Origin of the sequence: Arcicella aquatica (assembly GCF_034928825.1) — a bacterium.
GTDB classification, from domain to species: Bacteria; Bacteroidota; Bacteroidia; order Cytophagales; family Spirosomataceae; genus Arcicella; species Arcicella aquatica.
This window is the reverse complement of sequence record NZ_JAYFUL010000009.1, coordinates 82,017-103,998: the sequence shown is the minus strand read 5'-3', so window position 1 is coordinate 103,998 and position 21,982 is coordinate 82,017. Positions and strand designations below refer to the sequence as shown.

General features: G+C 31.8%; 18 protein-coding genes. 2 read left to right on the top strand and 16 right to left on the bottom strand.

The features are described 5' to 3' along the window. Positions 1–93: 93 nt before the first annotated feature. The 14 genes from VB264_RS08065 to VB264_RS08000 form a co-directional block, all read right to left on the bottom strand. The gene (locus VB264_RS08065; RefSeq protein ID WP_323248314.1) at positions 94–1,353 is read right to left on the bottom strand and encodes a sialidase family protein; all 1,260 of its coding nucleotides are present in this window, start codon (positions 1,351–1,353) and stop codon (positions 94–96) included. 100 nt (positions 1,354–1,453) lie between these two features. Next, on the bottom strand, positions 1,454–3,025 hold the full coding sequence (locus VB264_RS08060) for an N-acetylneuraminate synthase family protein (protein ID WP_323248312.1): 1,572 nt from the start codon (positions 3,023–3,025) through the stop codon (positions 1,454–1,456). Positions 3,026–3,542: 517 nt separating this feature from the next. Continuing rightward, positions 3,543–4,223 (bottom strand): inositol monophosphatase family protein, encoded by a 681-nt coding sequence (locus VB264_RS08055; protein WP_323248310.1) that lies wholly within the window; start codon positions 4,221–4,223, stop codon positions 3,543–3,545. 39 nt (positions 4,224–4,262) lie between these two features. Continuing rightward, the gene (gene gmhB / locus VB264_RS08050) at positions 4,263–4,709 is read right to left on the bottom strand and encodes a D-glycero-beta-D-manno-heptose 1,7-bisphosphate 7-phosphatase (RefSeq protein ID WP_323248308.1); all 447 of its coding nucleotides are present in this window, start codon (positions 4,707–4,709) and stop codon (positions 4,263–4,265) included. Positions 4,710–4,729: 20 nt separating this feature from the next. Further along, on the bottom strand, positions 4,730–5,419 hold the full coding sequence (locus tag VB264_RS08045; protein WP_323248306.1) for a nucleotidyltransferase family protein: 690 nt from the start codon (positions 5,417–5,419) through the stop codon (positions 4,730–4,732). A gap of 5 nt (positions 5,420–5,424) precedes the next feature. Then, positions 5,425–6,021 carry a D-sedoheptulose 7-phosphate isomerase gene (gene gmhA2 / locus VB264_RS08040; protein ID WP_323248304.1) on the bottom strand — a complete coding sequence of 199 codons (597 nt, stop codon included), beginning with the start codon at positions 6,019–6,021 and terminating at the stop codon, positions 5,425–5,427. Positions 6,022–6,048: 27 nt separating this feature from the next. Beyond that, positions 6,049–7,080, bottom strand: a complete 1,032-nt coding sequence (locus VB264_RS08035; protein ID WP_323248302.1) for a GHMP family kinase ATP-binding protein — start codon at positions 7,078–7,080, stop codon at positions 6,049–6,051. A gap of 19 nt (positions 7,081–7,099) precedes the next feature. Continuing rightward, the gene (locus VB264_RS08030; RefSeq protein WP_323248300.1) at positions 7,100–7,771 is read right to left on the bottom strand and encodes an acylneuraminate cytidylyltransferase family protein; all 672 of its coding nucleotides are present in this window, start codon (positions 7,769–7,771) and stop codon (positions 7,100–7,102) included. 38 nt (positions 7,772–7,809) lie between these two features. Next, positions 7,810–10,203: a GumC family protein gene (locus VB264_RS08025; RefSeq protein WP_323248298.1), complete on the bottom strand. Its 2,394-nt coding sequence runs from the start codon at positions 10,201–10,203 to the stop codon at positions 7,810–7,812. Positions 10,204–10,244: 41 nt separating this feature from the next. Further along, entirely contained in the window at positions 10,245–11,075 is an 831-nt protein-coding gene (locus tag VB264_RS08020; protein WP_323248296.1) for a polysaccharide biosynthesis/export family protein, read from the bottom strand. A 71-nt stretch (positions 11,076–11,146) separates the two neighbouring features. After that, on the bottom strand, positions 11,147–12,820 hold the full coding sequence (locus VB264_RS08015) for a capsule assembly Wzi family protein (RefSeq protein ID WP_323248294.1): 1,674 nt from the start codon (positions 12,818–12,820) through the stop codon (positions 11,147–11,149). A 206-nt stretch (positions 12,821–13,026) separates the two neighbouring features. Beyond that, positions 13,027–14,601 (bottom strand): hypothetical protein, encoded by a 1,575-nt coding sequence (locus VB264_RS08010; protein ID WP_323248292.1) that lies wholly within the window; start codon positions 14,599–14,601, stop codon positions 13,027–13,029. 99 nt (positions 14,602–14,700) lie between these two features. Further along, positions 14,701–15,396 (bottom strand): hypothetical protein, encoded by a 696-nt coding sequence (locus VB264_RS08005; RefSeq protein WP_323248290.1) that lies wholly within the window; start codon positions 15,394–15,396, stop codon positions 14,701–14,703. Between the two features lie 752 nt (positions 15,397–16,148). Next, positions 16,149–17,387: a GWxTD domain-containing protein gene (locus VB264_RS08000; RefSeq protein ID WP_323248288.1), complete on the bottom strand. Its 1,239-nt coding sequence runs from the start codon at positions 17,385–17,387 to the stop codon at positions 16,149–16,151. 335 nt (positions 17,388–17,722) lie between these two features. Here VB264_RS08000 and VB264_RS07995 point away from each other — a divergent pair, with 335 nt between their 5' ends. Beyond that, positions 17,723–18,493, top strand: a complete 771-nt coding sequence (locus VB264_RS07995) for a class I SAM-dependent methyltransferase (RefSeq protein WP_323248286.1) — start codon at positions 17,723–17,725, stop codon at positions 18,491–18,493. 142 nt (positions 18,494–18,635) lie between these two features. Continuing rightward, a complete protein-coding gene (locus tag VB264_RS07990; protein WP_323248284.1) occupies positions 18,636–19,778 on the top strand; it encodes a glucosaminidase domain-containing protein in 1,143 nt (380 codons plus the stop codon). A gap of 39 nt (positions 19,779–19,817) precedes the next feature. On the opposite strand, the gene mtgA is transcribed toward VB264_RS07990, so the two are convergent. Then, positions 19,818–20,621 (bottom strand): monofunctional biosynthetic peptidoglycan transglycosylase, encoded by an 804-nt coding sequence (gene mtgA, locus VB264_RS07985; protein WP_323248282.1) that lies wholly within the window; start codon positions 20,619–20,621, stop codon positions 19,818–19,820. 140 nt (positions 20,622–20,761) lie between these two features. Beyond that, on the bottom strand, positions 20,762–21,886 hold the full coding sequence (gene hemW, locus VB264_RS07980) for a radical SAM family heme chaperone HemW (protein ID WP_323248280.1): 1,125 nt from the start codon (positions 21,884–21,886) through the stop codon (positions 20,762–20,764). Positions 21,887–21,982 lie beyond the last annotated feature (96 nt).

Genomic DNA, 21,982 nt, shown 5'->3' with positions numbered 1-21,982 from the left:
ACCATTCTAAAGAATCCTTCCAAAGATATAAAGCTTGCTTAACGCTTGAAGGAATTAAATTTTTAATTTTTTTCATAATGAAATCCAAATTATTTAAAATGGAAGTTTGGCAAATACAATCTCTCCAGTACTATTTTTATTTAAACGACGTGAATCTGTTGTATAGGTAATGTAATAGCTATCTTCATATTTATAAATTGATGGATAATGACACCCAAATTCATTTTTAATGATAATTTTGGCTTCATTACCACATATATTACTGTTTTTCCCATATCGAATTTCAAGTACTGTTCTTACATTGAACTTTCCAAAATTCTCAGTAGTATTCCAAGCAGATAAAAAACCATCTCTAATTTTAATAAAATTCATTTTACTGCCTATAGTTTTAAAAGAACAACTATCATTAAGAGAATATGGCGTAGTGAAAGTATTTGCACCATCGATACTTTTTGTTAATAATATTCCTGCTGTGCTATTTCTACCGAGCATCAAAACTTCATTATTATTAAATAGAAATGCTCCTTCAACAGCTTGCTTATTATATTTTGAAACTACTCCTGTAGGATTGGGGGTTCCTATGAATTCAAAAGACTTACCAGCATCTTTAGTCCTCATAATAACAGTAGTGCCTTCGTCTGTTTTCCAGTCTTCGGTAAATTTACCTAATGTTAAACCTATATACGTTCCTTCATTAGTAATAACTGGCTCTGATGTAGCAAACATAAAATCTGTACTCAACTTGTAATTATCATTAAATGCACTTTTTATTTGTCCTTTGACATAAGATAAATCAAAATCACCCACTTCTTTAGAATTACTATTACCTATTTTACAAACTTGAGGGTCTGTAAAAGTTGCTGTTTCTGGATTAAAATCTCTATAATAATATCTTTGAACTCGATTAACATATATTTTAGATAAAATACGAATCTTGCCATCTGCTGTTTTAAACAAAACAGGCGTATAACAAGGTGTATTTTTATCAAGTTTTACAGTACTATATACGTGGCTTTCTTCAAAAACATCATATATTTTTTTGGTAGCAACAGGGTTATTGATATCAAAAACGGATAGCCTAACGGATTGCCCGCCTGCTCCCTCATTGGTACTTGTGTGATTACTGTAATAAGCACAATAACCTATTCCGTTATGAATCAAAAGTTTTGAATCATGGGCATATACCTCTGTTTCAATTTTTGAAATAGTCTTTTGACTTTTGATTATTTCATTACCAATGTAGATAGCCATACTTGGCTCCACCTTAGTATCTAAAAGAGATTGACTTAGTAATAAGTCTTCAGTACAACTCAGTAATAAGGCACTGGTTAGGGTTATAAATAATAATTTCATATATAATTTTTAATTAGCAGTTAGTAAGATTGATAGATGTATAGATTGTGTCCAATCTATACATCTATGCTATTTAATTAAAGAGAACCCCTCTTTAACTTTAATTACTTTTTTCATTAGGAACATATTTGTGGTGTTCTTTAGCATGAACTTTCTTTTCTTTCTCACCACATATTATCGTCGCTTTTTTAACATCTTCAACAAATTGTCTTAGCTCTCCTTTAGTGATATCTAATGCAACGCTATCAAAGTGTACCCAATCAAGGTTACCTAATTTAACGTGTTTTTCAATCATCAAAGCTCCAGCACTTATTGCCATCTGAGAAGCTAATGCTCCTACGTCATGACTAGAGTAACCTGGAATAATGTTAGGGAAACGTTCATGGCGTATTTCGTTATAGTGACGAATTACCGCAATATTACAAGCATCTGGTGGTGCAGGGTACGAAGACGTACATTGTAGAAGATAAAGCAACCTGTTGTTTGTAGTAAATTCATTTAATACAAACTCTTCATATTCTTTATCAGTAAAACCTGTTGATACAACAATATCACCATCAAAAGTATCTGCCACATGTTTAAGGTAATTTCTATGGTTAGAAATTGTACTTGGAAGTTTGATAAGTGGTAGATTATATTGCAATATGTATTCGTAAGAGTTTTTATCTAAAACTGATGTAAACCAGAAAATTTCATTTTTCCTACATTCATCAATCAATACTTTAAATAAATCATCTGTTAGCTCAACTGATCTACGATAATGACCTAAGGTATTACCAAATGGAGATTTATACGGTTTTGCTAATTCAGCTTCGCTATAAAATGAATCAACATCTCTTCTTTGTACTTTAATAATGTCTGCTCCTTCATCCTTCGCCATTCTAATCATTGTTCTCAGACGCTTCTCATCACCAATGTGATTATTAGTAAGCTCAGCCACAACCATTGGAATACCTGCAAAAATCTTTTCTTTTACGCCTAAATAAAGGTCATTGTTGCTTTTATGTTCAGCAAAATCACTAAAGTTTCCTTGGTTAAACAATCCTATAGAAATATCACTATAAGGTTTTCTACCAACATGAAGAAGGTTGATTGAAGGAACGTCAGTTTCTATATAAGATTTGATTCTGATAAAAGTATCTTCTTGTGTACGAAGAACTGCATCTCTGAATTGCTGACTATGTCCTGAATAATCTTCGATTAAAGTTGAGTTAGAATCACTGCCAAAATCGAAACCTAGAAAATATATGTCAAGTTTTTTATTTAATTCTTTGGCCATAACAACTCCAAGACGGATAGCTGAAAGGAACAAAAAATCTGAAATAAAAAGCTCTTCACCATGTGCAGAAAACAAATAGCTTTCAGTTGTTTCATAAGTATCTGGGAAATATGATACTTGCATACTAGGAACTGAATCTGGCATTTGCTTATCAGAGATATAATAAGAAGCTTTAAAGCCATTTTCTTTGATACTTTGATAAGCCCACAAACTATGTACTAAAGCAATATCTCCTGCATAAAAACGCTCTGAATCATTAATATTGATAACAACTCCATCTTCTAGTTGAGATTTAGCAATTTTGCCTAAACTTGCTCCTTTACCAAGTACATAAACTCTATCGGTCTTAGATTTTGAAAATATATTTCTGATTTGGGTCGAGAATGCCTCCATAATTTTACTTTTTGAAGAATTTTTAATTTGTTATAATGTGTTATATCGTATGTCTAGTACTTCTTTTGCCAAGTCGAGTGATTAAGTTATTATCTTGTTAGCAATTCTTATGATTGAATCGTAGGTAGAGAAGTAATAGAAATCTTACCTAATTAAAAATTGTCATAAAATGAATGCTAATTAATTGATATACAATTCGTTTTGCATATTTATAGCAAAATTAATACCATAATTTCAAATAAATTTATACCAATCTGGTACCTGAGTGTATTTTAATTCCATCTTATAAACGCTTCATATAATGAAGAAAGATTAATTGAAAGTTATCAAGTATAAATAATGAATTATCTATATTTATAACTCATCAATAGTCCACAATTATTAAAACCAAAAATAAACCTAGAAACGAATAGAAATAAAATTAAGTAGAATGATACTTTAATTTTCTCATATAATATCTCTGTTTTCAAAAAAATCTAGATAAATCTTTTTTTAATGGAATAGATAATTTGCATCCCTATTTTTTGTTTAAGATTTTGAATTTATATTTCTCGTTTGGACTAAGAAGTTCACCTTTATATTCTTCGTTATTAACTACTACCGATAAGCCATTTTCTAAGGCTAAGTTCAAGCCGGGAATAATATCCCAAACTTTTGCTCCTTTAGGATTTTCAAAACTAAAAAACGAACCAGTTACTACATTATACATATTGTAAACAGCACATCCAATAATTCTATATTCAAAGCCTGGCTCAAGTTTTAATATATCTTCTTTGGTCAGACTAGAAGAAATTCCACAGATTCTTGATTCAAATCGCTCAAAAGTATCCCCTGTCTTAAGATAACAGTCCAGCTCTGGTAGCGCTAGCATAGATTCTTTATGGATTCCATTTTCATATACACAAATTGCTACGCCCCATTCTTTAAGACCCGAAACAAAATTCTCAGTGCCATCAATTGGGTCAAGAATAATAACTTTGTCTTTTCGCCAGTTAATAGTATTTTCTTCAGGTGATTCTTCGGATACAAGTGCATAATCTGGGAAATTCTCCTTAATATATTGCTTCACTAAGTTTTCACACAATAAGTCACCTTGAGACACATAACTACCATCAGCCTTTAAGGTCTTTGTATTCCTAAGGCTCATTATCTCATTTAAATGGACTTGAATTAAGTTTTTTATTTCTTCGATTATCATACTTTCTTTTATAAGAAGTTAATTAACGTAAGTTTCAATCTATGAAACCAATATAGTATTTTTTATCCCTGCATTCTTGGCAGCATCAATATCTGTTTGTTTATCTCCAATCATTACAGAGCTATTTACATCAATATCGTATTCTTCTATCGCTTTAAGGAGCATTCCAGGGTTAGGCTTTCTGCATAAACATTCCCCAGTAAATTCAGGGTGATGAGGACAAAAATAAACTTTTTTGATATTAATGCCTTTTTCCAGAAACTTATTACACATCCAATTTGTCAAAATCCAAAAATCATTCTCTGTATAATAACCCCGAGCAATTCCTGCTTGATTAGTAACCACAAAAATCGCATAACCTTGAGATTGATATTTTAAGCAGATATCAAAAATATCATCTTTAAACTCAAAATCTTCAATTTTATAAACATAGTTTTTATCGACATTAATTACGCCATCTCTATCCAAAAAAAGTGCTTTTACCATAATTCTATTTAAAATAATAACTATACTATAAAATCTCCAGCACGTTTATAATCTTCAGGAATGCCAATATCTATAAAATCAACATCAAAAATTTGTCCTTTTAAATTGCCTAATTTAGATTCTACTTCAAGAACTTCTGTTTCAAATGAAAACTTCTCAGGATAAGAATTCTTAAGTAAAAATTCTTTATCAATTAGATAAATCCCCGCATTAATTAAACCTTCAGAGCAATATCTTTTCTCATTGAATTGTATAATATCACAACTCTGATTATCAATTGTTACCGATCCATATCGCTCAAATTCAAACATTTTTTTCAATGCTATTGTAAATTTAGACTCATGGGAGGTAAAAAACTCATTCATTTGATTTATATCAATCGGGAAATAAGAATCTCCATTAATAATTAATACTTTTTGGGAAGAGCAAACTGAAAGAGACTTGATAATTGCTCCCCCAGTACCTAAAGGCGTATCTTCAATTGAATATTCTAAAGGAATACCGTTGAAAAATTTCCCAAAATATGATTCAATTATTTCTGACTTATATCCAGTAGCTAATATTATTTTATTAATTGGGTATTTAGTTACCCAGTTTAAAAGGTGTTCTAAAAAGGGTTTATCCTTCACAACAGCCATTGGTTTGGGCATGTCTTTTATCACCCCTCTTAATCGTGTTCCTAACCCCCCAGCTAATATCACTACATCCATATTATTTATTTTTTAGGTTTGTATTCTGCAAATATTTCTTCTTCAACTATACAGCAAATAATATGTCCAATTAAAATATGTACTTCTTGAATCCTAGGGGTTTCGTTAGATGGAACTTTAATACAATAATCACATAAATCAGCCATTGCTCCTCCTTTCTCACCAGTTAATCCTATTGATATGATACCCATCTCTTTGCATGTCTCTAGTGCTTTAATTACATTTGGAGAGTTGCCAGAAGTTGAAATACCAATAAAAATATCGCCAGGCTTACCTTGGGCTTGTACTTGTCTAGAAAATAGTTTTTCATAGCCATAATCATTTCCAATAGCTGTTAAAACCGAAGTATCAGTTGTTAAAGCAATAGAAGCTAAACCAGGTCTATCAAAATAAAATCTACTAACAAATTCACCTGCAATATGTTGGGCATCAGCGGCACTACCACCATTTCCAGCTAAAAGTGTTTTATTACCAGATTTATATGCTGCAACAACTACAGTCGCAACTTCATCAATTAAACTAATTAATTGAGCATCAGACAATAATGCTTGTTTTGTAGAAATAGATCCTTCTATTTGGGATTTAATTAGATTCAAATTCATCGTTTCAGTTATATTTATTCTGATTAGTTATTTATTAAAAATTTTCCATCCATGACACCCTCCTTCACTAAAATTAAAACTCACAATTTTTCCTTCTAGTTTATTTAATGCATTTATTACATTAACTCGTTTCTCTGGATCAACAACAAACATAATAAAACCGCCACCCCCAGCTCCTGAAACTTTTCCAGTAATAGCACCAGCATTAATAGCTATCTCAAATATCTTATCTATTTCGTTATTTGAGATTGAACTGGCCATTTTCTTTTTATTCTCCCATGAACTCCCTAAAATTTCCGAATATCTTTTTATTTCTCCCTTCAACAAAGCCTCTTTCATTTCAATCGCACTACTCTTGATTCTATGCATAGCTTCGATTGCTGTTACATTTCCATCTGTAGTGTTCTTTTTTTGCTCATCAATAATTTTGGCAGAAGAACGTGATGCTCCTGTATAGTAAAGAATCATTGATGCCTCTAACTCATCGATTATCCAGCGTTTTATTCTTAACGGATTAACTATTACTTTATCATCTTTATAGAATTCCATAAAATTAAATCCACCAAATGCTGCGGCGTACTGGTCTTGCTTTCCTCCACTTAATCCTAAATCAATTCTCTCTATCTCATACGCTAAACGACCAATTTCGTATTCACCTAAAGGCAAACTTTGCCACTCAACAAATGCTTTAAGGATAGCTACTACCATTGTAGATGACGAACCCAAACCACTTCCTGGAGGTGCATCTGAATAAGTAGTAATTTTGCAAGCAACAGGTTGAAAGTTATAGTCTTTTACTAATCTATTAAAGACTCCTTTAATTAAATCTAAGTATCCATCAATTGGTAGAAATGATGCGACTGGATAGCGTGCTTCCTGATTAATATCGGGGGCATTTAAAATAATTTCATTTCCTTCTATCTCTTCAATTGTACAAAATGCGTATAAATTAATTGTAGCATTCAGTATTAATCCACCATGCAAGTCACTAAATGGAGAAACATCTGTTCCTCCTCCAGCAAGTCCCAATCTTAGAGGAGCTTTTGAGCGTATTATCATCTGCTTTTAAAATTTGTGGTTAAAACAATGTTGAATCTTCCTTCATTTTACTATAAATCTGCTCTGCAACAAAAAAATCAAGAGGTGTATCAATGTCTAATCCTTCTATCTCGTCAGTAACTGTAAATAGAGGATTTAAGCCCACTATATTTTTATATTTTATCAGATTCTCTCTTGAAATCAAATTTAGTCCAAAATTCAATGCATATATATTAGGTAAATTCTGGCTATTAGGTTGCTTGTCTCGTTCATAGTTTATGGGATTGCCATCTAACCATAAAAATTCTTTTACATCAGATACCGTAGCTAAACAATCGAATGAATTATCATTATTTAAAAATTTAAGAATTGCTTCATCAATCGTAGCTGGAAGAATAAAGGGTGTAGTACACGGACAATATGCAAAAATATCCGTTTCAGTAACTACCCCTAAATGTTCTAAAAACTCACTATTCGTGCATTTTGAAGAAGCATAATAATCTTCTCTCCTATGAAAAGAAACACCTTTTGATTTTGCTAATTCAATAGCATCATCTGAATCAGTATTAACGATAATTTCATCGATACCTTTAACTTTTAAAAGATTATCTATTTTCAATTCTAATAAAGAAGTATTTCCAAAAGGCTTTAAGTTTTTATTTATAACCCGTTGAGAACCAATCCTAACAGGTATTACAGCAGTTATCTTCATAATATGTGTGTTCCTTATTTTAATATTTTCAATAAACCTTAGCTTTTGAAGCTATCTTTAAATCTAGCCCAGAACGTTGGTTTTTTTGTATCTCCATGATAGCCATAACCATAACCATAACCGTAGCCATAACCATAGCCGTAGCCATAACCATACTCTTTAGAGTTACGATAGTCCACACCATTAAAGATAATGTTTAATGATTTGAACTTACCTTTATCTTTTAAGTCTTTTAATACTCTTAAATATGATTTAGGAGTATGCTGGTATCTCATCAAATAGAATACTGCATCTACATATTCTGCCAATATGGTAGAATCTGTTACTAAGCCTACTGGAGGAGTATCCAATACTACATAATCAAACTTTTTACGAAGTTCTTCAATCAAGATTGCCATTTTCCCGTTTGACAATAATTCTGAAGGGTTAGGAGGAATAGGTCCCGAAGGCAATACATACATATTTGGATGTAATGAACTTTGCTTTATAATATCTTCAATATTAGCCTGCCCAATCAAATAGTTTGATATACCTACTTCACGTGATACTCCTAAATATTCAGAAACTTTTGGTTTACGTAAATCTAGTTCAAGCACAATAACCTTTTTATCTAGTAAGGCAATACTTGAAGATAGGTTAATACTCACAAAAGATTTACCTTCTCCACCAATTGATGAAGTCAATAATATTGCTTTCCCTCTGCCATCAATATTAACACCCCCAGCTGCATATTGTAAATTAGTACGAAGCGTTCTGAATTGTTCTGCTAAGAAACTTGTACTCTTCATATCAACAATATTATCTTTCATTTCTTTTGGTTTCTTGCCAATTTCACCAAAAACTGAAATTCCTGTTGTACTCTCAATCTCACCCTTCGACTGAATCTTATCATTAAAAGATTCTTTTAGGTTAATGGCACCTGCTGGTATGATGATACCTATTAATAATGCAATCAGGTATATAAAATTACCTTTTGGCTTTATTGGTCTTGGGTCACTATAAGGTTCATCAACTAAACGGCTATCCGTTACAGTTGATGCATAAGAAATAGCAGTCTCTTCTTTCTTTTGTAAAAGCATCAAGAAAAGACTTTCTTTAATACCTTGCTGTCTTTTAATGTTTACAAACTCTCTTTCTTTTTTAGGAATCGTGCGGATTGAAGACTCAAAGCGATTATTTAATCCTTTCAAACTAGTACGAGTAACCATCAATCCTTGTTTTTGGTTAGAGATACTTTCTCTAATTGCGGCTTTAGTATTAGCAATCTGAGTATTAATAGTTCCTAATAAAGGGTTGGCTGCTTCTGTAGTTCTTGCATATTTTTCTCTCTGAATTTCTAATTCATTCAACTTACCAAGTAATCCAATCAATACAGGGTCATTTACCATTAATGTTGCTGGTGCAGTACCACTTTGGCTACTTCTTAAATAGTTTTCAACACCATCTAATACTTTTAATTGAATATCTACTTCATTCATTTTAGTATCATTCTCTTTCACTTTCTCTAAAAACAAATTAGCCTCCACACTCAAGTCAGTGATACCTTGTGAACTTTTGTAAGTCTCAACATCTTTCTCAACATCTCCTAATTCTCCAGTAATTAATCTTAATCTTTGGTCGATAAACTGTAAAGTAGCCGTAGCTTCCATATTCTTATCAGCCAAAGCAGAGAAGGTATATGCTTCAATTAGTTTTGATAATACAGCCTTTCCTTTGGTTGGTGAAGCATCTTCCAACGATAACTTCAATACTGTACTTTTTAAATTCAATAACTCTACCTTGATGTTGTTCTGATATTGTTCAACCAAGTAATTTTTATCATAAAAATTAATTTTGATTAAATCATTATCAGTACGATAAAGAGAATCATTCAAGAAAACTCGAAAAGCACCATACTTACTTCTAATATTTTGACTATAAGCAAATGTTCCTATTGATTCTCCTGTCTTATTTTGCAACTCAAACTTTTGTCTATTAAGTATTTTAATAAACAAAGGTTCTTGGTAAGCTATTTTAGTCAATTCTCCATGCTGTACCCATAATGGAGAATTCTTAAAAATTTGATCATAAGGTCTTATTTCACCTTTTTGAAAGTAAGCTACTGTTAGATTTAAATCATCTACTACTTTTTCAATAAGTGTACGAGATTTTAAAACTTCCATTTCGTTTTCAACGATTTTGTTACCAGAAAACATCTCTAGCTCCTTTAGCATATCATTGCCTCCTATCCCTTTTTTCTCATCTTTAATCAACAACACTGCACCAACTTTGTAAATGGGTACAGTATAACGAAGATAAAAATATGCACCAGCTAATGCTATCAAGCAAGAAAATATAAACCAATACCAATACCTGATATACATTAAAAAGAACTTTCTTATATCGAAACCGCTTTCATTACTCTCAATAAAATCATTTGAATTATCCATCATAATTTCAAAACTTTAATTATCCTTATTAAAAAAATATTCTATTATTTAAACAATAAATTCAATAACAACACTAATGAAGTTGTTACCCCAGTAGCAATTGGAATTAACTGCAAAGTCCTGTCTGATGAAGTAATTTTACCCTTAGTTGCTTCAACATACAATACGTCACCACTTCTAAGATAGAAATATGGTGTTTCTAAAACGTCACGTTTCGTCAAATCTAGTTTAATGACTTCTCTTTTACCATCAGTTGTACGCATTAACATTACATTGTCTCTTCTACCATAAATCGTTAAATCACCAGCCACCCCTATTGCTTCAGGTAATGATGTATGATTATCTAGAAGGTTATAAATACCCGGACGGTTTACTTCACCTATAATCGTAAACTTTTGACTTAAATATCTAACGCTTGCTGTGGGCTCTTTCAGATACTTCGTCAATTCATTCTTTATTTTTACGCCAGCTTCTTCTAATGGCAAATCTGCAACGTGTATTTTCCCAATTAAAGGCATTTCTATATTTCCTGCTGGATCTACAAGATAACCTAATGGTTGATTTCTAGCCATACCATTACTAACACCTCCTGGGAAGTTAGAAGTAATCAATGGCGTAACATTTTGAAAGTTGAAGACTTCGTTTGATTCCGCACTTAGTGAACTAATTGTAATTGCTAAAATATCATCTGGTTGAATTTTAGGAATTAAAGGCGAAATGTTTTTCAATGTTGAATAGCGTACTGAATCCAGCGGATCAGTCCCTTGAAAATAGGTAATGTTCTTTGTGGAAACACAAGAAGCAAAAAATAACGTAAAGCCAACTGCTACTAAGAGTAGTCTAAAGTTTTTAACTTTTTTTGTTTTAATAAACATATTCATCATAGAATTGATAGTGAAGATGATATTTTGAAAATTATGATTAAGATTGTTTAATTGGACTTGAGCTAGAAACTATAATTTATAGCCATTGATATACTGCTATTTTTTTCAGTTGTGGTAACACTCGGGTTGTTATCACTTTGATAATTTACCCTAAGAAATAAATCATGTATAAATTCATATTGAAGCTGTGCTTGTAGATAGCTATACTTATTATTTATACCCCATAAAAATGGATAACTAGTAGTGAAATCTGTCTGCTGAGCTCCTGAACCTATCGCTCCTTTTCTTATATAATTGTATATGAATTTAACGTCTAGTCCTCTAATAACTCTATAATGTAATTGAGCAAAAAGCTGGTCAGCATTAGGCCCAATCCAATGCCCTAGGTTATAATTACTGCTTTCAAAAGTCTGGGCTTGTATAAAGTGGATATACGTAAAAGGCTGTATTTTAGAATATTCAAGTGTTAAGTGTAAATTATTGATAGGAAAATCTGCTACACTTACTCCTATTTGATAGGCTGTATGGTTTCTATTATTACGTTCTATAGCATTCCCGCCAGTCAATGAAAATTCTAATTCATCAACAAAAAAGCTAGCATATAAATGTGTTTTAGGAATATGATTTCTTGAACTGAATTGTAAAAAAAATTGAGAATTAGATATCGTGTTGCTAGCATTTTGTCCGCTAGTTGCTTCTCCCAGATAATGATTCATACCTTGAAATAAAGCAATTGGTATTAAATAACCAATTTTAATATTATCATTATAAATAGCAGACTCTCCTATTGAAACACTTAATCCTTTTATTGGTTTAAATGTCAAGGCATGAAAAGCCAAATATTTACCACGATATTCAAATTGATTGCTCCCTTTCAGAGATGTTTTATAGATTGATGATGAGTCAATCAAATTAGAGTTTAACCAAGCATGAGCATAAGTAAACGATAGCCATTTTACAGGGCTAATATCTAATCGAACCTGTGGATATGACGGAGCTTTATCCGACAAAATTATCTTTCCACCAACTCCATAACCAAAATTCAAAGCATTTTTACCAAAAGTAGCACTTCCCCATTTCCACTTTGCTGTAATGGATGCATTGATAGTACTGTAATCGAATCTTTTACCTCCTACTAGTAAATCACCTATTCTACCAGGTTCTGCATTAAAATTTCTTAGGTAGTCATAGCCTGGGAATAAATTATTCAATTGGTTGTTACGAAAATCAACACTATAGCCAATACTCTTTCCTAAATAACCATACATCCACGCTCCTATCCAACGCTGGTTAATCGTAGTACTATTAATATTTTCTAATTGATAGCCAACAACTGGTTGAAGATTAAATGAGAATTGCTTGTCTTGATAAGCCGCTACTCTAAATCTATCGTTTTCATTCGCATGTAAAATACTTTTAAAGGGCTTATCTACAGCTATTTCTTTTGTCAGATTACGTTCAATCGTATATTCTTTAAGATAAAATACTAATTCTTCCTTTTCTAAACTTGTCAATAACTCATGATGATTATCTAGAGAATCTAACTTAACACTAATGTAAGTTCTAGACAAAGGAAGTGTAACATCGTTTAAGTCTATTACTCCTTTCTGAGCTAATCTAGATAAATAGCTATAAACTGTTTTATAGGTAGGTTCATATACTATTTGTGATTTTACTTGAATAGTAAAACAGAGTAGTAATAACCAGAAAATTGACAGTTTAGTAAATATTTTCATCAAATCGGATATTTTTAGTATTCTAAAAGAATTTTTATAAGCTAAATTAACCTTTATTAAACTCTTTTTAATATAAAAAAACTTATTACTCTATTCAATTAACAATTTGCAAAACCTCTTTTAATAAAACAAATTATTACATTAGATAAAATCTAAGTACATATATTTTTATTTTCAATCAAATTATCTAGTATAGACATTGATAGCTACTTACAAAAATCTTTACTATCAATATAAAAACGATAGTTTACATCTTTAATCAAAGTATCTCTTTTGTAAAATATCCAGCCTTGTGCTGGGTTTGGCGAGGCTCTGATTGAATAAGTACTGCCTACTTTTAACTTATAGGTACTACCAGAGCGTTGTGTTCTCGTTAAGGTCATCAAATCTCTCCAATCACTAGCAGCAGCCCCTTTGGGTTGAAATTGAATGTCAATTTTCACTGGTACGGCTGATTCGTTTACTACTTGTCCTTTAGGGCATTCTATAATCAATTCTACATTTACTGGCTGTGGTGGAGGAGCAGCAATATTAACTGGTATTGTTTTCTCGTCACACAAATCAAATGGTTGAGATTGAAAAATTGGTTTTGATAAATCTCCTCCAAATTGATTATTAAAATTATATACTTGCAAATATACAGTATTCTTTCTTCTGCCAGCCAAAGAATACAAAGCTCCATTATTCAGGCTAATGTATAAATCTCCAACATTTCTGCCTGAGCTAACTTCTACTAAACGACAATAATGATAAATATCTAATCCATTATTTTGGCTTGTAATTTTAATCAGTGGGCCTTTCACACATACTGGAATCATTTCCCCTAGTGCATAGTGTGTTAGTGCAGTAATGTTTGAACTAACATATAACTTACCATTGCTATTTTTTTTAATGATTGGATTACCTAACATTTTCCAAACATTATTGATATAACCCCAAAATGGTATGACATCTCCTTCTTTTAGAATTTGCCCATTTGTATGATAACTATTATTACTAATTTCAATACTTACGCTAGTACTCTTTGAAAGGTTGCTTCCCTCATCAAACTTTTCGTTCATGGCTTTTAAAGAAAAAAAACCATAAGGAACTAATTCAAAAGGTGGTATTTCTTTATTATCTACACCAACTGCCTGATAGATAGTATAATTAGAAGGAACAAAATCTCTTGCAATATTTTCAAAATGAGTTAATATGTATGAGAATTGCCCTGATAACTTTTCAGTATTTGGAGCTAACAAATTTGTCCCTGCATTTAAAACAAGACTAACTTGTTCATTTTTCCCATTCGTCTTTAATGTAGTGGTAGTAGATTCAACACTTGAGCTTTCTATTTTTTTAACATCGACACTCATACCTTTAGGCAAGTTACTGATGTTAAACATTCTAATAGTTTTATTAGTATTAGCCGTATTAGTCAAGGTTATATAATTAATATCGGTTAGATAACCTTCTAAGCTAGCAACTACTTTAATATTAGCTGGTCGTTTTACGTAATCAGGAGCAAGAGCTATTCCTAATAAACCTTCGCGACTAATATTAATTTTTTTATTGCCCACCGAACTAACAATTCCTTCTGCATCTTCCCCTAAAAAGGTGAATTTTATTTGCTTCGGTACTAGTGTGGTATCGTTTGATACAGCATTTTTATAGGTTAAATTAATAGCAGATGAAGTAAGCGGATCTTTTATCTTAATAGAGACGTCTTCCAAAGGATTATTACAAGCATATAATGAGCTTATAATAAAAATCAACATTATGGAATATCCAAAGATTTTCATTTTTGATTTTAGGACTTTGTTACTACTACAATTAGGACTTTATTATTACTACTACAACAAATATAAATAAGATGCTAAAAAATTATAATATCTGTAAATCTATTGTTTGGTCTTAGTAATTCTGAACTTTAACTTAAAGTTAATAAAAGGTAAAAATGAATAGTCTTTTATATTTCTTTCGATAATTGGAATAAGTTCATCTGCATTGGTCGTATCAAGAACACCAAAATAATTACTAACGATTTTTGGTTTTCCCATATAGTAACACCCTAATTCAAAGTTAAACCCAACTCTTCTTCGAGGTACTACCCTACCAATGCCTAATCCTACAAAGGGTACAATTTTATTCCAATCAATTCTTAAATTAATTTCGCCAAAATCCTCCGCATTTACTTCTACTCCTTCAATGTTTATACCCGTGTCTGTATCTATAAAAGACGATACATTAAAGTTGTATATGTAGCTAGTTCCAAGAAATAGGTGGAAACTACTCTTTTTGAAAGGGTAATAGTCAGCAGCTAAGAAAATTTGGTTGAATTTTAAATCAGGTTCAACATTAATAGTTGATTTACTATTAAGATCTACTTTGAAAAGATTCTGGTATTGTAAGTAACTAGTACCAAGTCTACCAAAAAAACGATTATTTTTTGAAATGTTAGTAGCGACTTCAATACTAGGACCAATAGTACCTACTGATAATCCTATTGAAACATTATGTTTATGAACGTTTGTTGAATCGTCTATAGCATAAACACCTTCATTCCTGCATAGATAAAATGCAAAAAAAAACAGCATGAAAGTTAAATAGCGTTTAGACATATTAAAGAATTAAAATCACAAGTAATTAGATGAAACTTAGAATTTTTGCATTCTTCTAAGTCAAAAGTAAGAACAATTTTCGATTTTCATATAAAAAAATTATTAAGCGGTATATTTTATCTGAAATATATTATTCAATATCAAAATAGTAATATAAGTATTATCTATAAAGCACCAAAACAGTCCTATTCAAAATATTATTCGTTATTTCCTATTTAAAACAAAACTTATATATTGCCTTTATTCAAAATACCTTTAATAAAGTAATCAACCATACAAAAGGTATTCATTAGATTTTGTCTAAATCATAAACTATTTCATTTAAGACATCCATTTAGATGGCATCTTTTCACAAGTGCATTATTCCTGATATTAAATAGCCATATCAATATTTCCAAAAATTGTACTTCTTCAAGATTCCTTTCTAGGGAAGGGAAACTATAATGGCAAGCTAAAAAAAATGATTTAGAAAATGAATTTCTATCATTACTGTTAATAATTATAAAATATAAGCAGCGTATTTATTCCTCTTAATATTTGGAAGAATACATAAAAAAAACGAAAAGTAGGATGGGTAAATTAAAAGAATATAGGATGAATATAGGATACACAGGGGGATAGAAATAACAAACCCACCCAAGAAACAAACTTAGGTGGGTTCATCATAGTATTTCAGTTGAAACACTGTATTACTTTAACATTTAACAATCGTCAAAGTGTTCTTATGTTTAAATTTTATCGCCATTTCGCCATTGTTCAACTGTTGGAAACCAGATGGATTGGTATTCGGCATAACGTTGAAGTTCGTAATGGTCCTCTGCAAATTGATTAGACCTTTTGGTAAAGGTAAAATTCACTTCTGAGTATTGGCTATTACGTGTATATGTCCACACTTCTTTGTCTTTGGTCCGTGTAATTCTGGTTGGGTCTCCCATTACGATATATACCATTCCTTTATCAGTTTTCCAGCCTTCTTTATAGCTTGTAAAAAGCCTGTTGGCTTGTTCTACTCTTTGATAGAAAGACTTGATTGTCCTTTTGGCCGTTCCTTGGTTTCCTTGCATGATATTAAGCCAATAATTATCTAACGAGCGCTTAGGGTCTTTAGAATTATACAAATCGCTTGTTTCAGCATTAGTACTTACATAAATCAAAGGTCGTACAAGTTTCTCTGGACGAGTAACCTTCGGGAATCGTTTATCTGCCACTACCATCCCTATTCCATAAGATTCTGTGGTATCTCTCGTAAAATAATAAAGTGCATCACTCTTTAGGGTAATGGGCTGATTAGTTACTACTGTAAAAGAAGAATCTACATAAAGGCTTTTTGTAGCCGCTCTTGGGGTAGTTGACATCGGAGAAATAGCCGCTTCAAATTCATAGCGATATTTAAAAACTTTAAACGTCTGCTGTTTGCCTGAGAGGCTTTTTAACATAACAGTATCCTGCACCGTGAAATAATTTCGTGCAATGGGTGTTTTTCCGTTTTTACTAAAAAACATAAAATAATCGCTTGATTTACCCGATTGGAATCTTAGGAAACAATCATTTAGGATTTTATTCCCTGTTCTCAAATCTTTTATTTCAGTAAGAGCCAAGCCTGTTAATAAATCTTTGGGTTTAGGAATATCAAACCAAACAGTTAATAACCCTCCTTCCTGACTAGCATTCTCAGTAGTAATAGCTACATTACCATTCCCCAAACTTGTTTGTTTTGAATTATAATCTGGATAAAGATTATAGGCAATCGCAAAATCTTTGGTTGCTTCTGCCAACGTAAATGTTCTATCTATATCAATACTTAAAAAAACCCTTACCGAAGTACCATTATCTAAAAATCTACTTTTACTTAAAAATCTTTGTAAAAGCACTTTGTTATCACTTTGTTCTTTGCCTTTTTTAGGTGAAGTGGGGCTACAACCTGCCAAAAACAGTATAATCGGTATTATAAGAAGTATTTTTTTCATCAGTTTAAATAAATAGCTACTAGCTTGAGAGCTAATTGCATTGATAAATATTAGAAATGTTGACACAAATAAAAACGTCAATTAATTAGATGCTATAAACGAAGTTTTGAGTTTATAACGAATTCAATTTAACAAGTATTTTCCTGATGTCAAGCAAATGCCTTAAATTTGGAATAAAATTAAAAATTATTTTTCTTTAAAATATTTCCAGCCGGAAAAGTAATTAACTAAAACCTAATAATAGGCTTTATAAAGGATTGATTACGAGCTTATTATTACTGAAACATAAAAAATTCAAAGATTTTAAAGTACAACATTCTTTTTTACTCAATATCATGTATAAAACAACCGAGATTGCTTCTTCAGAAATTATTTCAGATAATCCTGTTCATCAACGATTATTATTCCCCTATATTGAAGCCGCTAAAATTGTTTCTGGAAACTTATTAGAAATTGGCTGTGGAACAGGAAGAGGTGTGGCTGTTTTGGCTCCGTCTGTTTCAAACTATACAGGCGTTGATAAAAATGAGCCTTTGATGAATCAATTGACGGCTCAATACCCTTCGTTCAAATTTATCGATATGTTTTTGCCTCCATTGAAAGGACTGGCCGACAATACATTTGATTATATCGTTACTTTCCAGGTAATCGAACATATAGAAGACGATAATGAATTCATCAAGGAGGCTCATAGAGTATTGAAACCGGGTGGAAAGCTTATTTTAACCACTGTTAATAAGAAGTACTCGCTTTCAAGAAACCCTTGGCATGTGAGAGAATACCTAGCTTCGGAACTTAAAAATCTTATTCTTAAGCATTTTGCTAGTATCAAAACACAAGGGGTACATGGCAATGAGAAGGTAATGAGCTATTATGAAGAAAATAAACGCTCTGTAGAAAAAATTACCCGATTTGATGTTTTTAATTTACAGTATCGTTTGCCTAGATGGATGTTACAGATACCGTATGATATTGCGAACAGAATGAGTAGAAATCTTATCCAACAATCAGATAGTCAACTAGTAACAGGAATTACGTATCAAGATTATTTTTTATCTGATGATGCTGAGGAATGTTTTGATTTTTTTTATATCGCAACTAAATAAAATTTATAAAAAAAAGCTCTATATTGCATTGTGCTTAATGATATAAAAATTAGGCATAATTCTTGTTTTGTTAAGATTAACAAAAGGATTATTCTTATCCGCCGCTGAGTTAAAATCCCAAAATCTAACAAATTAATTAGCAATGGTCAAAACCAGTTTTTTTAACCAAGTAATAGGCATCTTATTATTGGGTTTTGTTTTATTTGCATTTACGCCATCAAATAAAATTAATCGATTTGTATTTAATGTAGATTATGAAAAAAAAGTACAAGTTGGCGATGATGTAAGCTTTCTCTTCCGTGTAGGAGATAATGTACAAAGAGTAAAAGTTTATTCTGATAATAAAAGTTTAGGCACCGCTATGGTTGAATCTAACAAGGCCGTATTTAGGTTCCTTTTCAGCTACCCGGGTGTCAAACAATTAAAATTTGTCGGAATATCTGCTAGACATGATACGGTCAATGTATCATACGGACAAATCGTAGTGTCTGGTAAAACATTTGATAATAACGTCACAATTCTAGAACGCAATAATACAGGTAGGAATAACAAGCTATCTGCATCTATTGATGATAATTTATCTCGTGATAGAATGCTACCGAGTTATCAATATTCAGATAATTTTACTACTTCCTTCAAGTTCCTTCCTACTCCAAATGAAGACCCTATTCTGGGAACTAACCAAAATGTTTATACAACAGCCATTGGACACCCTACGGCTGACGAAGCTCGTAATTTCATTTTGGACATCAGTCAAGATGCTCAGTATTTATCTCAAAAATATCAAGTCCCTGCCAGCATAATTATTGCGATGTCTGCCTTAGAAAGCGGTTATGGTTTTAGTAGAAATGCAATATACGCTAATAACTTCTTAGGCATCAAACAATGGTGGGGAAATCCTTCTAATGCGTACCAACTAAAAGGACAGCCTGATGAAAATCAAGGCAAAGTAGGCATTCTAAGAATTACTGATATTGGTCAATATATCTACGATGAAGAAAACCGTCCTGATAACTGGTACAAACGCTTTAATTCAAGAAGAGATTGTATGACTTTTTTGGTAGAAGAAATTTTCATGCACAAAACAGGGCAATGGAAACGTGATTACAGCGATATTCCTAAATTTTATAGAGGGCAATTAGCGGCAGGAGTAGAAAAATATTCAGCAGCATATACTTTTGCTTATTCAATTGGTGAGAAAGGGTATTCTCATAAAGGTGGTAAGTATTATGCCGATAGAGTGATGAAATTAGTTGATAAATATAATTTAATCGCTTATGATTAATTTAGAGCAATAACCTACGCTCTAAATTAATCAGTTTGTCTATAAATCAGCGATATAAGCTTTCCCTCCTAGTCCTCTCATTTGGCGTGTGATAAAGCTGGTTCTTCGTTGAACATACTTTGAAGGATTCGTAATTGAAAATCTATTAGGACTTGGCAAAACGGCTGCGATTCTCGCAGCTTCTGTTCTAGTGATTGATTTAGCACTGTGCCCATAATAGCGCAAAGATGCGGCTTCGACCCCAAAAGTCATTTTTCCCATTTCAGCCACATTCAAATAAACTTCTAAAATTCTTTGTTTGCCCCAAACGATTTCGATTAGAAATGTAAAATACACTTCTAATACTTTTCTGACATAGCTACGACCTTGCCAAAGAAAAACGTTTTTAGCAACTTGTTGCGAAATAGTACTTGCTCCTTTTATTTTTTTCCCTTTTAAATTATAGCGAAAGGCGCCCCACATCGCATTGAAATCAAAGCCAAAATGCTGAGGAAATAGCTGGTCTTCAGAGGCTACTACTGCCAAGGCTGCCTCTTTGGAAATATTTTCATAAGGCTCCCAATCTGAATGAATTTCCGAATCTCTTCCGTTAAATAAGGCAGTTACTTTACGGTCTATCATAGTGGGTGTTACCCAAATAGGAACAAACTTTAATACCAATACCCATGCTAAAGTAATGGAAATAAAGTAAATCACGAACTTAATAAAAAGGGAAGCTATGTATTGAAAAATGGGATGGCGTCTATTAAATATCCCAAAGGTCTTCCATGAAGATTGAAATAAGTTGGGGTTTAAATTTGAGTTCTCTTCTGGCGGAGGAGTTCTGAACGTATTTTTTGCCATGTAATATCACGATTAATTTTTATTAACTATCTATTCCTTTCCATTTATCCATCAATAAGCAGTAGGAAGAAAGGATTATAATACAAATTTACGATGTTTCGTAGAAACGTATTTCTGATTAATAAAAAAGAGTTTAAAATTTAAGCGATAAATAAATCTGAGGCAATTCTATCTACAAACAATTTCCCTTTTTCTGTAATCAACAGCGTATTGCTTTTAAGATAAATAAGTTTTTCTACAAACTGACTTGCAAGAATATCTTTTTGATAATCAAGGAAATTATTTCCTAACATTTGATTGAGCTTTTCTACATCACATCCCCACTTCGTTCTCAGGCCTGTGAGTAAATATTCATTAATTCTATCCTCATTAGTCAACAACTCGATGGTGGTTGGTACAAGACCTTTCTCTAACGATTTTAAATATTGAGCATTACTAGCAATATTATATTGGCGACTTTGATGGTTGAAACTATGAGCCGAAGGGCCTACCCCTAAATATTCTTCTTGTTTCCAATAACTGGTATTATGCCTTGCATATTGATTATTCCGAGCGAAATTAGAAATTTCATATTGTTCAAAACCATTATCAGCTAAATGTTTGACTAATATCTCGAATTGTTGACTAGCAAATTCATCATTAATTACTTCAATTTTTCCTTGTTTTAGCCAATTCCCAAAAACAGTTTTAGGTTCTATTGTCAAACAATAGGCAGAAATATGATTAAGCCCTAAGTTAGTAGCTTTCAGCAAGTCATTTTCAAAAATAGCGTGACTTTCCGAAGGAATAGCATAGATTAAATCGACGGTCAAATTATGAATACCGCTATCTTGAGACAATTTAACACAAGTTTCTGCTTCTTGAGCAGTATGAATCCTATTGATTTTCTTTAGATGATTTTCATTAAATGATTGAATCCCAATACTCAGTCTGTTAATACCAAATTGTTGAAAGAGAATTATTTTCTCCTTTGTCAAATCATCTGGATTGGCTTCTAAAGTAATTTCTGCTCCTTCATTTACGCTAAAACATTGATAAATTGTTTCGAAAATCAAGGCTAAATCATGCTCATCTAACAATGAAGGCGTACCTCCACCAAAGTAAATAGTTTCTAATTGCTTATGTTGAAGATAACCCCTTCGAAGTTTTATTTCTTGGCAAATCGCTATGATGATTTCCCTTTTTAACTTTAACGAAGTGCTAAAATGAAAATCACAATAATGACAAGCTTGTCGGCAAAAAGGAATGTGGATATATAAATGCAAGTGTCTACAGCTTTAAAGATAACAACTTTAAGGCAATTAAATTTTTATATAATATTGAAGCTGTTTAAACTTTCCCTTTCGGGTTAAACTAAGTCT

What these genes read in the sequence shown, in the direction of transcription:
- VB264_RS08060 (WP_323248312.1), bottom strand. Translation starts at nt 3,025, where the DNA reads ATGGAGGCATTCTCGACCCAAATCAGAAATATATTTTCAAAATCTAAG.
- gmhB (WP_323248308.1), bottom strand. Translation starts at nt 4,709, where the DNA reads ATGGTAAAAGCACTTTTTTTGGATAGAGATGGCGTAATTAATGTCGAT.
- VB264_RS08035 (WP_323248302.1), bottom strand. Translation starts at nt 7,080, where the DNA reads ATGATAATACGCTCAAAAGCTCCTCTAAGATTGGGACTTGCTGGAGGA.
- mtgA (WP_323248282.1), bottom strand. Translation starts at nt 20,621, where the DNA reads ATGGCAAAAAATACGTTCAGAACTCCTCCGCCAGAAGAGAACTCAAAT.
- VB264_RS08055 (WP_323248310.1), bottom strand. Translation starts at nt 4,223, where the DNA reads ATGATAATCGAAGAAATAAAAAACTTAATTCAAGTCCATTTAAATGAG.
- VB264_RS08015 (WP_323248294.1), bottom strand. Translation starts at nt 12,820, where the DNA reads ATGAAAATATTTACTAAACTGTCAATTTTCTGGTTATTACTACTCTGT.
- VB264_RS08025 (WP_323248298.1), bottom strand. Translation starts at nt 10,203, where the DNA reads ATGATGGATAATTCAAATGATTTTATTGAGAGTAATGAAAGCGGTTTC.
- VB264_RS08000 (WP_323248288.1), bottom strand. Translation starts at nt 17,387, where the DNA reads ATGAAAAAAATACTTCTTATAATACCGATTATACTGTTTTTGGCAGGT.
- VB264_RS08065 (WP_323248314.1), bottom strand. Translation starts at nt 1,353, where the DNA reads ATGAAATTATTATTTATAACCCTAACCAGTGCCTTATTACTGAGTTGT.
- VB264_RS08030 (WP_323248300.1), bottom strand. Translation starts at nt 7,771, where the DNA reads ATGAAGATAACTGCTGTAATACCTGTTAGGATTGGTTCTCAACGGGTT.
- VB264_RS08005 (WP_323248290.1), bottom strand. Translation starts at nt 15,396, where the DNA reads ATGCTGTTTTTTTTTGCATTTTATCTATGCAGGAATGAAGGTGTTTAT.
- VB264_RS08020 (WP_323248296.1), bottom strand. Translation starts at nt 11,075, where the DNA reads ATGTTTATTAAAACAAAAAAAGTTAAAAACTTTAGACTACTCTTAGTA.
- gmhA2 (WP_323248304.1), bottom strand. Translation starts at nt 6,021, where the DNA reads ATGAATTTGAATCTAATTAAATCCCAAATAGAAGGATCTATTTCTACA.
- VB264_RS08010 (WP_323248292.1), bottom strand. Translation starts at nt 14,601, where the DNA reads ATGAAAATCTTTGGATATTCCATAATGTTGATTTTTATTATAAGCTCA.
- VB264_RS07995 (WP_323248286.1), top strand. Translation starts at nt 17,723, where the DNA reads ATGTATAAAACAACCGAGATTGCTTCTTCAGAAATTATTTCAGATAAT.
- VB264_RS08045 (WP_323248306.1), bottom strand. Translation starts at nt 5,419, where the DNA reads ATGGATGTAGTGATATTAGCTGGGGGGTTAGGAACACGATTAAGAGGG.
- VB264_RS07990 (WP_323248284.1), top strand. Translation starts at nt 18,636, where the DNA reads ATGGTCAAAACCAGTTTTTTTAACCAAGTAATAGGCATCTTATTATTG.